At 72.8% G+C, this 12,115-nt stretch carries 11 protein-coding genes and 1 pseudogene; 7 read left to right on the forward strand and 5 right to left on the reverse strand.

Going from position 1 to position 12,115, the window contains the following annotated elements:
• The first annotated feature begins 167 nt into the window (after window positions 1-167).
• Window positions 168-1,889 (forward strand): sigma-54-dependent Fis family transcriptional regulator, encoded by a 1,722-nt coding sequence (locus ACZ7L6_RS05130; protein WP_471920555.1) that lies wholly within the window; start codon window positions 168-170, stop codon window positions 1,887-1,889.
• Window positions 1,890-1,927: 38 nt separating this feature from the next.
• Here ACZ7L6_RS05130 and ACZ7L6_RS05135 read toward each other — a convergent pair whose 3' ends face one another.
• Window positions 1,928-2,515 carry an AMIN-like domain-containing (lipo)protein gene (locus ACZ7L6_RS05135; RefSeq protein ID WP_471920556.1) on the reverse strand — a complete coding sequence of 196 codons (588 nt, stop codon included), beginning with the start codon at window positions 2,513-2,515 and terminating at the stop codon, window positions 1,928-1,930.
• Between the two features lie 225 nt (window positions 2,516-2,740).
• Between ACZ7L6_RS05135 and ACZ7L6_RS05140 the strand changes: the two genes are divergently transcribed.
• The 5 genes from ACZ7L6_RS05140 to ACZ7L6_RS05160 all read left to right on the forward strand — a co-directional run bounded on the left by ACZ7L6_RS05140 (window position 2,741) and on the right by ACZ7L6_RS05160 (window position 7,778).
• Window positions 2,741-3,913, forward strand: coding sequence for an FAD-dependent oxidoreductase (locus ACZ7L6_RS05140; RefSeq protein ID WP_471920557.1), 1,173 nt, complete (start codon window positions 2,741-2,743; stop codon window positions 3,911-3,913).
• A gap of 120 nt (window positions 3,914-4,033) precedes the next feature.
• Window positions 4,034-6,133 (forward strand): xanthine dehydrogenase family protein molybdopterin-binding subunit, encoded by a 2,100-nt coding sequence (locus ACZ7L6_RS05145; protein ID WP_471920613.1) that lies wholly within the window; start codon window positions 4,034-4,036, stop codon window positions 6,131-6,133.
• A gap of 63 nt (window positions 6,134-6,196) precedes the next feature.
• Window positions 6,197-6,652, forward strand: a complete 456-nt coding sequence (locus ACZ7L6_RS05150) for a (2Fe-2S)-binding protein (protein ID WP_471920558.1) — start codon at window positions 6,197-6,199, stop codon at window positions 6,650-6,652.
• A 37-nt stretch (window positions 6,653-6,689) separates the two neighbouring features.
• Window positions 6,690-7,556 carry a fructosamine kinase family protein gene (locus ACZ7L6_RS05155; protein ID WP_471920559.1) on the forward strand — a complete coding sequence of 289 codons (867 nt, stop codon included), beginning with the start codon at window positions 6,690-6,692 and terminating at the stop codon, window positions 7,554-7,556.
• A 66-nt stretch (window positions 7,557-7,622) separates the two neighbouring features.
• A complete protein-coding gene (locus ACZ7L6_RS05160; RefSeq protein ID WP_471920560.1) occupies window positions 7,623-7,778 on the forward strand; it encodes a low temperature requirement protein A in 156 nt (51 codons plus the stop codon).
• 285 nt (window positions 7,779-8,063) lie between these two features.
• Here the strand turns inward: ACZ7L6_RS05160 and ACZ7L6_RS05165 are convergent, their stop codons facing one another.
• Together ACZ7L6_RS05165 and ACZ7L6_RS05170 are read right to left on the reverse strand one after the other, a co-directional pair.
• Complete coding sequence (locus tag ACZ7L6_RS05165; protein ID WP_471920561.1) at window positions 8,064-8,930, reverse strand: hypothetical protein; 867 nt, start codon at window positions 8,928-8,930, stop codon at window positions 8,064-8,066.
• Between the two features lie 87 nt (window positions 8,931-9,017).
• Window positions 9,018-9,854, reverse strand: coding sequence for a helix-turn-helix transcriptional regulator (locus ACZ7L6_RS05170; protein ID WP_471920562.1), 837 nt, complete (start codon window positions 9,852-9,854; stop codon window positions 9,018-9,020).
• Window positions 9,855-9,957: 103 nt separating this feature from the next.
• On the opposite strand from ACZ7L6_RS05170, the gene ACZ7L6_RS05175 reads away from it, so the two are divergent.
• A complete protein-coding gene (locus ACZ7L6_RS05175) occupies window positions 9,958-10,665 on the forward strand; it encodes an SDR family NAD(P)-dependent oxidoreductase (RefSeq protein WP_471920563.1) in 708 nt (235 codons plus the stop codon).
• 21 nt (window positions 10,666-10,686) lie between these two features.
• Here the strand turns inward: ACZ7L6_RS05175 and ACZ7L6_RS05180 are convergent, their stop codons facing one another.
• Together ACZ7L6_RS05180 and ACZ7L6_RS05185 are read right to left on the reverse strand one after the other, a co-directional pair.
• A complete protein-coding gene (locus tag ACZ7L6_RS05180; protein WP_471920564.1) occupies window positions 10,687-11,880 on the reverse strand; it encodes a CaiB/BaiF CoA transferase family protein in 1,194 nt (397 codons plus the stop codon).
• Window positions 11,881-11,974: 94 nt separating this feature from the next.
• A pseudogene (locus ACZ7L6_RS05185) lies at window positions 11,975-12,115 on the reverse strand (MarR family transcriptional regulator); the annotation flags it as partial.

Raw genomic sequence — 12,115 nt, forward strand, 5'->3', positions numbered from 1 at the left:
AGGAGATGAGACAGAGAGAGGAGGCAGGAGAGGAGAACGGACTCCGGCCTTTCAAGATCATGGAGCGGCGCGGTCCGGCGCGGGTGTCTCAATACGAGACAGTCCACCGACCACGAGACGGTCCACCGTCGCCGCACGGGCGACGCCCCGATACGGTGAGGGACGCCATGACCACCGCGGAACATCCCCCTTCCCTCGCCCCTCTCCGTCAGGCCCGCCAGCGGTTCCTGACGGGGCGTCCGCTCCCGGACGGGGTGCCGGACGACGTCGTCGCCGCCTGGCGGCGCGCCCGCTTCTTCGGCGTACGGCCCGATCTCGAAGGCCCGGTGGGGGAACCGTCGGCCGGTCCCGTCGACTCGCCCCTGCTGGACGCGGCACGTCCGGTACTCGCCCGCCTCGCCGCGGCACTGGACACCGGGCGGTCGGCGCTGGTCCTCACCGACGAGCGGCTGAGGGTGCTGTGGTCGGCCGGCAGCGCGCCCGGCGACGACGCGCGCCGCGACCTGTCCGAGCGGGAGGTCGGCCACAACAGCGCCGCGCTCGCCCTGCGCACCCGGCGCCGGGCGGAGGTGCACGGCCCCGAACACTTCCTGGACGTGTGGCAGGACGTGTCCGCGGTCAGCGTGCCGCTGCTCTCCCCGGACACGGGGCAGCCGCTCGGCACGGTGACGGTCGCCTCCGCTCCGTGCGCCGGCTGCCGACCGCACCCCGGGGCGGCCCTCGCCGAGGCGGCCGTGATGGCGGTGGAGGCGGAACTTCGGGCACGCGCGCGTACCGCGGAACGCGTCCTTCTCGACGCCTACGAGCGGGCGGCGCGGGGGCGTGAGCGGGCGGTCGTCGCGCTGGACGGCCGTAACCGACTGGTCAGCGAGGCGGCGGCGCACCTTGCCTCGCCGCAGGTGCTGGAGGCGTTCGAGCGGGGTGCGCGGGCGTGGGGGAGCGGGGCCGGCGAGTCGTACGACATTTCCGTCCCCGCGGACGCCGGGTGCACGGCCGAGGTCACTCCGGTACGGCACGAAGGCCGCGCCCTCGGCCTGGTCGCCGTACTCGCGCCACGTCCCGTGGAGCCGGCGCCGTCACTGCCGCGGCCGGCGAGCTCGCTGGTGGGGAGTTCGGTGCCGTGGCGGCACGTGGTCTCCCGCGCAGCGGCACTGGCCCGTACGGCCGGGCCCCTCCTGGTGGTGGGCGAGCGGGGCACGGGCAAGACCACACTGGCTCTCGAACTCCTCGACGGCACCGCTCCCTTGGTCGTGGACGCCGCCGAGTCACCCTCCGTCGGCCTCAAGGACGACACGTGGGCCGGCGAGCGCCCGGTGCTGCTGCGCCACGCCGAACGGCTGGCCCAATCGGACATCGCCGCCCTCAACTCCCTCCTGGAGGAGCGCCCGGACGCCCACCTGGTCGCCACCTACACCCCCGGAACCCCGCCGGGTCCCTGCCTCCAGCGCCTCCTCGACACCCTCGCGGCCCGCTCGGTGACTGTGCCCGCTCTGCGGGAACGCCCCGAGGACATCCGGGAGTTGCTTCCCGCTCTCGCGCCCAGGCCCGCCCCCGGCAGCCCGCCGCTGACCTGGACGCTGGACGCGCTGCGGGCGCTGGAACGGCATCCCTGGCCCGGAAACGTCACCGAACTGGCCCACCTCGTACGGGCACTCGCGAGCCGGCGGCGGGCCTGCGGACCGGTGCGGCGCAGTGAACTGCCGGATCCCGTCCGCGAGGGACCCGCGGGGCGCAGCCTCAGCCCGATGGAGCTCGCCGAACGGTCGGCGATCCTGGAGGCGTTGCGCCGCCACGGCGGCAACAAGGCGCGCACCGCGGCGGCGTTGGGGATCGCCAGGGCCACCCTCTACCGGAAGCTGCGGGAGTATCAGGGCTCCGGGACGCCTTGAACGCCCCGGAGCCCTGAGTGCCTTGAGCCCTGACGGCCTCAGCGTGCCCCGGTCCAGTTGTGCGCGACGTCGACCACGACCCGGTCCGTCGCCACCCACACCCGGAACGGCAGCCTGGCCCGGACGCCGAGCCCGATCTGCGTGTCCCCTTCGAAGCTGCCGGCGAACCGCGCGTCCCGGAAGGTGCGGTACCCCGTGAGGTCCACGCCGGTCAGGCGCTGCCCCGCCCGTGCGGGGTAGGTGGGCTTACCGGTGTCGACGTCGTAGGCGGGCGCGGCCACCCGCACCTCGAGGACGGCTCCGCCGCCGACGGGGATGTAGTGGCCCGAACCGTCCTGGTAGAGGCGGCTGACATACCTGACGGAATAGCCGAGGCCGCGCGTGCCCGCGCCGGGGACGTCGACGACCATGCGGTCGAAGCAGGCGTGCCGGCCGGTCCTGATGTTCGTCACCGACTCCGACGTGGCGGCGGAGCGGGTCTTGGCGAGACTGCCCCAGCCGGTGGGGCAGGCGGTGGTCTGGGTGGTGGTGGCCGTCGTGGTGGCGTCGGCCGGGACCGCCGCCACACCCAGCGTGGCGGCCATGAGCGCGACTGTCGTCGCCCATGCGGTTTTGTTTCGTCCCATTTCGTCCCCCGGAAGGGTGGTGTGTCTGATATTAGGGGAGACATTCGGGTTGACGGAATGGTTGCACTCATTCCGGATCGGGGTTCGCTCCGCTTTGATTCGGCCATCCCGGCCGGTACGGCGGCAGTGCGACCCGCTCGGGAACCCGGACCCGACCTGGGACGTTCCACGAAGGACAGCGGCGACTCGTCTCGCGAGGGCCGTGCGCGTACCCAGGGGGGCGATGTGGCGCGGTTGCGAGTGCTTGTCGTAGGGGGCGGGATCGCCGGTGCGGCAGCGGCTCTTGCCCTGCACAAGGCCGGGTTCGACGTCGCCGTGCACGAGGCGCACCCCGACTCCGCCGAGGACATCGGCGCGTTCCTCACCCTCGCGAGCAACGGCATGCGCGCCCTCGCGGAGATCGACGCCTCGCCCGCGGTCACCGCGATCGGCTTCCCCCTCACCTCGATGCGCGTCCTCGACGGCAGGGGCGCCGAGGTGGCCCACGTGCCGCTCGGCGAGGCCGGCACCCCGCATCTTCGGTACCGGTGCCTGCGGCGCGGCGACCTCAACGCCGCCTTGCAGGCCGAAGTCACGCGCCGCGGCATCGGCATCCGGCACGGCGCACGCCTCGTGGGGATCGAGGACCGCCCGGACGACGTCACCGCCCACTTCGCCGACGGCAGCACGGCCACCGGCGACCTGCTCATCGGCGCCGACGGCCTGAACTCCACGGTCCGCCGGCTCATCGCCCCCGACACGCGCCCGGGTTACGCCGGACAGTACGTCTTCTACGGCTACACCGGCGCCGTCCCCGAGTCCGCCGACGGCGAGACCATCACCATGGTGCGCGGCAGCACCGTCGCCTTCGGGTACGCGGTGTCACCCACGGGCGAGACGTACTGGTTCGCCCGCGTCTCCGACACGCCCCTGGCCGCCGACGACATCGCCCACGGCACCCCGAGCCGATGGCGCGACCTGCTGCTGCCGCTGCTGCGCAAGGACGCAACCCCCGCCGCGGACCTCGTCGCGGCCACCCCTGACCAGCTCATGGTCACCAACGCCACCGAACTGCCCACCGGGACGCCCTGGCGGGGCGGCCGCACCCTGGTCATCGGCGACGCGGCCCACGCGGCGTCCCCTGCCACCGGGCAGGGCGCGTCGATGGCGCTGGAGGACGCCGTGGTCCTCGCCAAGTCCCTGCGGGACGCGCCGGACACCGACGCCGCGCTCTCCCTCTACGAGACGCTCCGCCGCCCCCGCGTAGAACACAACATCACCGTCAGCGGCGGCATCTCCCGCGGCACCCACACCCCGTCAGGTCCCGGCCCGCGGGCCGCGGGCGGCAACCGGCCGGGCGACGACGAGCTCATACGCCACCTGGAGTGGGGCGCCGACCTCCGGCGGCTCGTGTCGTAGATCGATGGAGTGACCAACCGGCGCAACCCCGGCGTGCACCCGCCCCTCATACAGGTCGAACCATCCCGGGTTCTCGGAGAGGAGCGTCTGGTGGCCCGTCAGTTGTCCCGCCGACAGTTCGTGGTCTACTCGCTCGCGGCGACCACCCTGACCGTCGCGGCACCGCTCGGCTGCGACGGCTCGACCGCGGAAGGCGCCGAGGAAACCGCGGACGGTGCCCGCCGGTCGTCCGACGTCGTGGCCACCGGCACCGACGAGGAGATGCTGGTCCTGGAGGTAACCCCGGCCAACAGGGTCGTCGTGCGGCTGCCGCGCGTCGAGGTCGGCCAGGGCGTCACCACCGCCGTCGCCATGATGATCGCCGAGGAGCTGGACGCCCGGCTCGCCGACGTCGACATCCCGCTCGCGGACGCCCGCAGCAAGGGCAGCCAGTTCACCGGCGGCTCGAACTCGGTCAGTTCGCTGTACGGCCCGGCCCGGCACCTGGCCGCCACGGCCCGCGCCAAGCTCGTCACCGCTGCCGCCCGGCGCTGGCACGTCCCCGCGCGGACCCTGCACACCCGGGGCACCCGCGTCTTCGCACCGGACGGGCGCACGGCCACCTTCGGCTCGCTGAGCAGGAGCGCCGCCCGGATCACGCGGCCGACCGTGTCGACCGCCCCCAAGCCCGCGTCCCAGCACCGGGTGATCGGACGGCCGACGACCCGCATCGACGCCCGCGACATCATTACCGGCAAGGCCCAGTACACCGGCGACCTCGCCGTGGCCGGAGCGAAGCCGACGGTGGTGGCCCGGCCGCCGACCATCGGCGGGAAGGTCGTCTCGGTCGACTCCCAGGCCGCACGCGCCATGCCCGGCGTGCACGCGGTCGTCCGGATCGACGGCGGTGTCGCCGTGGTCGCGGAGACCTTCCACCACGCCTTCCAGGCCCGGGACGCGCTCCGGATCAAGTGGGCGCCGGGCCCCCTGGCGAACCTCTCCGACAAAGAGATCCGCTCCCGGCTGCGCGCCGCGGTCCCGAAGCTGGCCGACCCGCCCCGCGGATCGGCGCAGACCGAGGCCGAGTTCGAGTTCGCCTTCGTCAGCCACGCGCCGATGGAGGTGCTGACCGCGGTGGCGGACGTACGCGACGGGCGCGCCGAGATCTGGTTCTCCTCCCAGACGCCGCAGTCGGCACGCGAGGACATCGCCGCCACGATCGGCCTGCCGGTGTCGAAGGTCAGGGTCCATGTCCTGCGCGGCGGCGGCTCGTTCGGGCGGCGCCTGAACTACGACGCCGCCATCGAGGCCGCGCAGATCTCCAAGAAGGCGGGCCGGCCGGTGAAGCTGATGTGGAGCCGGACCGACGACATCCGGCACGGCAGAATGCGCCCCGCCTCCCACCACCGGATCCGGGCCAGCCATGCCCAGGGCAGGGTGGTGGCCTTCGCCCACGCGACGGCCTCGGTCAACGAGTCCTTCGACAAGCAGGGGCTGTCCCCTCAGGGCGGTGTGCGTTCCGCCGTACGCGCCCCCGCGGCGGCCCCGCTCCCCAGCGACAGCGGCCTCTACAACTTCGGGCGCCTCTCCGGGGACTCGGGCTCAGTGGGCCTCGCGATGCCGCTCGGCGCCTGGCGTTCGGTGGACTCCGGCACGGTGCGCACCGCCGAGGAGATCGTCGTCGACGAGGTCGCCCGCAGCCTCGGCAAGGACCCGGTCGCCTTCCGCCGTACGACACTCAGGAGCAAGGCCGTCAAGGCCGTACTGGACAAGGTCGCGACCGCCGGGAAATGGGGCCGGACCATGCCGCAGGGCCACGCCCAAGGGGTCGCTGTCCACGAGGAGTACGGCTCCTGCGTGGCCTGCCTGGTCGAGATCGACGCGACCGATCAGAAGAACCCCCGGGTGACCAAGGTCGTGATGGCGGCCGACGTCGGAACGGCCGTCAACCCGCGCGGACTCGAGGCCCAGCTCATGGGCACCGTCGTCGACGGGATCTCCACCGTGCTGCGGGCCGGCCTGCACATCGACCGGGGCGCCGTCCGCGAGAGCAGCTTCGCCGACTTCCACTACGCCCGCCAGCGGCACGCCCCCCAGCACTTCGAGGCGCACATCATGCCCTCCCGGCGCGACCCCGGCGGAGCCGGCGAACTCGGCGTGCCGGCCGCATCCGGCGCCGTCGCCAACGCCTACGCCCGCGCGACCGGCACCAAGCCGCGCCGCTTCCCGATCGACTTCTGACCCCCGATCAAGGCTTTCCGACCTCCGATCAAGGCTCCTTGATCGACGCCCGAGAAGGTACCGATGCCCTCCTACTCCTTCACCCTCAACGGCAAACGCGTCACCGTCGAGGCGCCCGCCGACATGCCCCTGCTGTGGGTGCTGCGCGACCTGCTGAACGTCACCGGCCCCAAGTACGGCTGCGGTATCGGCGCCTGCCGCGCCTGCACCAGCCATCTCGACGGCGACGAGATCCAGCCCTGCGTCGTCCCGGTCGCCGACTGCGCCGACCGTGAGGTCACCACCATCGAAGGCCTGGCCGACGGCGACAAGCTGCACCCCGTGCAACAGGCCTGGCTCGACTGCGACGTCGCGCAGTGCGGCTTCTGCCAGCCGGGCCAGATCATGGCCACGGCCGCCCTCCTGAAGAAGACGCCCCGGCCCACGGACGCCGACATCGACCGGATCGAGAACGTCTGCCGCTGCGGCACCTACACCCGGATCCGCGAGGCGATCAAGAAGGCCGCCGCCGGCAGCTGACTTCAGCACCGCCGAACGCAGCCGTACCCTGAGGGCCGTGCACAACTCCTTCGAGGGCCCGGGCGCCACGGCGGCGCGGTTCACCGGGCTGGCGGTGACCGGCGAACGTCGGCTCTCCGGCACGCTCGCGGAAATCACCCTCGACGGCGGCCGGGTGGTGATGGTCAAGCGCGCCGACGGGGACGGCGCCGCCCAGGCCGAGGCGGCCGGGCTGCGCTGGCTGGCCGACGCAGGCACGGTCCGCATCCCCGCCGTGCACGGCCACGACGAGCAGTGGCTGGTCACCGACCGGGTGGCGACCGGCCGGCCGGATGCCGGGGCGGCGCAGCGGCTGGGCCGCGAACTGGCCGCCCTGCACGCCGCCGGCGCACCCGCGTTCGGCGCCCCGCCGCCCGGCGGCCCCGAGGACGCCTACATCGGCCTTGCGCCCATGCGCAACATCACCGGCCCCGACTGGCCTCGCTGGTACGCCGAGCACCGGGTGCTGCCGTATCTGCGTCGCGCCGTCGACGACGGCACGCTCCGCCGCACGGAGGCGCCCGTCATCGAGCATGCGTGCGAGCGTCTGCCTGAACTGGCGGGCCCCGCCGAGCCACCCGCCCGGCTGCACGGCGACCTCTGGAACGGCAACGTCCTGTGGGGCGCCGACGGACACGCCTGGCTGATCGACCCGGCCGCGCACGGCGGCCACCGCGAGACCGACCTGGCCATGCTCCACCTCTTCGGCTGCCCCCACCTGGACCGGATCCTGGACGGTTACCAGGAGGCCGCGCCCCTCGCCGACGGCTGGAGCGACCGGATCGGCCTCCACCAGCTGTTCCCCCTCTTGGTGCACGCCGTCCTGTTCGGCCGCGGCTACGCTGAACAGGCCCTTACAGCGGCCAGGGCGGCCTTGACGGGGTGACCCGCCCGCAGGCCGGCCGTCCCTACGCGCCGGCGACTGTGGCTCTCGGAGAGCAGCCGCGGCCGGGTGACACCGGCAGAGCTCTTCTTCGACCTGGTGTTCGTCTTCGTCGTCACCCAAGTCACGCACGCGGTCGAGACGCACCCGGCTGGGAGGGCCTCCTCAAGGCGCTGTTCCCGCTGGTCGTCGTGTGGTGGATGCTCAGCGGGTTCGGCTGGCTGACCAACGCCGTACGTCCGGACGCCGTGCCGGTGGTGGCTGGGCTGCGGCACCGCCGTCTTCCTGCTCGGGCACGCGCTGTGCCGGGGGCTGCTCAGCAGCGGGCGGACCGCCTGGTCGGCGCGGTGTGCGCGGTGTGCGCGGTGCCGCTGGGGTCGCGGCGTTGTTCGTCGGCTGATTCGCCATGATCGGGGTCGTGGCGGTCCTGGCGACCGTGGCGGTCATCGACCACCGCCGGGCACTGCGTAGTTGACGGCGCGTCGATCGGCTTCAGCCGGCGAGGGCCCGTCAGGACCCCTCGTTCGGCACGGGGCGGCCCGTGAACGCGTCCAGCAGGATCCGCTCGCCGAGCGGGCGGTCCAGCTCGACCGTCACATCCTCGGCCCGCAGGTCGGATGTGCAGAAGCCGTCGTTCGAGCCGCGGATGTAGCCGGACAGAACCACGCTGCCGTCCGTCTCCAGCACGTCCACGCCGGGACCGTCGTCGCAGGAGCCGTGATGGGCCTGCACCGTGACTGACCGGCCGTCCTCGGCCACGTCGACCAGCCGGCCGAGGTCCCACAGATCGTCGGTGGGGGTGTCCCGAGCCGGCCCGATGGGGGGCTTGGGGGATTTCGAAGGGCTGAGGGCGACGCGCTTGAGCGGGGTGTCGTATCCCTCGAGGGTGAACAGCCAGGCCGGGACCGTGGCCGGCCCGCGACTGGTGGCCAGCGTCGTCTCGCCCAGCTCCACCCCGGTCACGGTGAGATGCGGCCCGGAGCTGCCGTTGCGCTCCAGCCCCTCGTACGCCTCCTGCGCCCCCATGAGCGGCAGCGTCAGTGATCCGCCGTCCCGCCATGTCACCTTGCCGTCCTTCTGAGGCGTGTCGGGGAGGTCGGCACGCAGCACGAAGCTGTCGGTCATGTACGCCTCCTTGTCGGCCTCGTTGTGGAAGGCGTCCTCGGGAAGCTGGACCGTGTCCGCCATCGGGTAGTAGCCCTTGCGCCAGGTCTCGGCGGCCGGTGAACCGTCCCAGGCCTGGGCCACCTTGAGGGCGCGGGGCCTTGTGTTCGGCGCCGGTTCCGATGTGCCCGAGGCTTCCTCGCCACCGCATCCGGCGGCGAGGAGGCCGAGCGCGGTGAGCAACTGGACGGTACGTGAAGTGGTCGTACGCATGGATCCCCCCGAACGGCGACGGACGCGGCAGGGACGGTGCCGTGGCCGTCCCGACACTGTGACGCACGGAGGGCTCGCGGGGTTCGGTCACACCAGGGACTGGGTGCCCAGGACCGCGATCAGCTCCAGCTTCTCGGCCGCCTCGGTGCCCGGCTCGGCCGAGTACACGAGGATGTGCAGGTCGTTTCCCTCCACATGGAGCAGGTCGCAGTCCAGGGTCAGCAGGCCCACCTGCGGATGCTCGATCGTCTTGCGGGAGGCCTCGAGCCGGCCGACGACGCCTGCGTCCCACAGCTCCGCGAACCGCTCGCTGCCCGCGCGCAACTCGCCGATCAGCCGCCGCAGTTGCCGGTCGGCGGGATACCTGGCGGAGGTGGCGCGCAGCTCGGCGACCATGCCGATCTCGAAGGCGCGCCGTTCCTCGGGTGTGTGCCGGACGCGGCTCGGCGCACCGAGGAAGTTGCGCCAAGCCCCGTTGCGCTCGAAGCCGCGCCGGCCATGGGGGTCGCCCATCAGCGCCGCGTACATCGGATTGGCCAGCAGCAGCGTGTGGGCCGCGTCGGCGACGGCCACGGGAGTGTCCACCAGCCGGTCCAGCAGCCGCTGGACACTGGGGGTGATGTACGCCGGGACGGTCTCGGGACCCGGCGGCGCCAGCCCGGCGAGCTGGAACAGATAGGCCCGCTCGTCCCCTGACAGCCGCAGCGCCCGGGCCAGGGCCTCGACGACCTGCCCGGAAGGACTGGCCGCCCGGCCCTGTTCGAGGCGGGTCACGTAGTCGACCGATATCCCCGCCAGCAGGGCCAGCTCCTCGCGCCGGAGCCCAGCCGCACGCCGCTGTCCGCCGACGGGCAGCCCGACGGTCTCGGGGGCGACCCGGTCGCGCCAGCGGCGCAGCGCCCGTCCCAGTTCCGTCGCGGTCATGCCCTCCAGTGAACACCGCCTGCGGCGGCTGTGCCTGGTACTGCGAGTCCCAGGAAGAGGGGACTCCTGGCTGCCCGGCCGGTCGCACAGCACCGTGGAGGGCATGACGACAACACTGATCACCGGAGCCAACAAGGGGCTGGGCTTCGAGTCCGCCCGCCGGCTCGTCGCAGCAGGCCATACCGTCTACATCGGCGCCCGGGACGCCGAGCGTGGACGCCGCGCCGCCGAACGGCTCGGCGCACGGCATGTGCAACTCGACGTCACGGACGACAGCTCGGTCCAGGCCGCGGTGAAGACCATCGAGGCCGACGGCGGGCTCGACGTCCTCGTGAACAACGCGGGCATCGAGTACCGGGACGAGAACAACGGCGTGCCCGGCGCCGCGGACCTGACCGCCGACGGCATACGGACGCTGTTCGAGACCAACGTCTTCGGAGTCGTCCGCGTCACCCACGCCTTCCTGCCACTGCTGCGGAAGTCGGCCGCGCCGGTCGTGGTCAACGTCAGCAGCGGCCTCGGCTCGGTCACCCACGTCTCCGACCCGGCCCACCCCGCGTACCACTACCCGGGCGTGGCGTACCCCGCCTCGAAGGCCACCGTGAACATGATCACCGTGCAGTACGCGAAGGCCTTCCCGGAGATGCGGATCAACGCCGTCGAACCGGGCTTCACCGCGACCGACCTGAACGGGCGCACCGGCACGCAGACCGTCGAGGAGGGCGCCGAGATCATCGTGCGCATGGCACAGCTCGGTCCCGACGGCCCGACCGGAGGCTACGTCGACGTCAACGGGCCGCTGCCCTGGTGACGCCGATGTACACCGACCCCCTCAGATGACGGCGTCCGCGCGCAAGGCCTCGATCTCCTCGCCGGTACGGCCGAGTTCGGCGAGGATCGCCTCGGTGTGCTCGCCCGCCTCCGGCACCGGGTCCATGCGCGCGGGCAGTCCCGCGAGGTCGGCCGGCGGGAGCAGGGCCTGCACCGTCGCGCCGCCGGGGATCGCGACGTCCTGCCACCGGCCGCGGGCGGCCAGCACCGGGTGGTCGAGGAACGCGGCGACGTCGTTGACCCCGGCGCAGGCGATCTTGATGGACTCCAGGTCCTTGAGGATCTCCTCGGCGTCGGAGCGGGCGCAGCGCTCGGCGACGACGGCGTTCACCTCCTCGCGGTGGGCCACGCGGGCGGAGCTCGTGGCGAAGCGCGGATCGTCGGTCAGCTCCGGCCGGCCCAGGAACTCCGCGCACAGCACGGCCCACTCGCGCTCGTTCTGGATGGAGAACAGCACCTGGCGGCCGTCGGCGGCGGTGAAGGCGCCGTACGGAGCGAGCGTGGGGTGCTGGGTGCCCAGGCGCGGAGGCTGGGCGCCGCCGTACTGCGTGTAGTAGGCGGGCTGGCCCATCCACTCCGCCAGCGCCTCGAACAGGGAGACCTCCACCGGGTGGGCCGATCCGGTGGTGGCGCGGGTGAACAGGGCGGTGAGGATGCCGCTGTACGCGTACATCCCGGCCGCGATGTCGGCGACGGAGATGCCGACCCGCGCGGTCTCCTCGGGGGTCCCGGTCAGCGACACCAGGCCGGTCTGGCACTGCACCAGCAGGTCGTACGACTTCCGGTCGGCCCACGGCCCCGACGTGCCGTACCCGGAGATGGTGCACGGGATCAGGCGTGGCCACCGCTCGTGGAGCGCCTCGACACCCAGGCCGAGGCGGTCGGCGGCGCCGGGCGCCAGGTTCTGGACGAACACGTCGGCACCGTCGAGGAGTTGGTGCAGGACCTCCCGGCCTTCCGGTGCCTTCAGATCCAGGGTGAGGGATTCCTTGGAGCGGTTGAGCCAGACGAAATAGCTGGACTGCCCGTGCACGCTCGTGTCGTACCGGCGCGCGAAGTCCCCGCCCCCGGGCCGCTCGACCTTGATCACACGCGCGCCGAGGTCGGCGAGCTGCCGGGTGGCATAGGGGGCGGCCACGGCCTGTTCCAGGCTGACCACGGTGATGCCGGACAAGGGGAGATGCGGCGCGCTCATGCGGGCCATTAGTACGTGCCTGTTCGAGGGTCCGTCAACGGGCCGCCGGACGGACCGGGCCGCATACGCCGGGGCCGTGAGGTGTCCGACTGACTCAGGTGGGGACGCGGAGTGTCTCCACCGCCCGGACCAGCGGGGCCAGTTCGGGGTTCTTCGCGGCTTCGTCGAGGGCTTCGCGCAGTGCGGTCTGGTTGGTGGGGCGGGCTTCTTCGAGGAGTTCGAGGCCTTTGTCGGT

This window comes from Streptomyces sp. NPDC107522, from assembly GCF_055657525.1.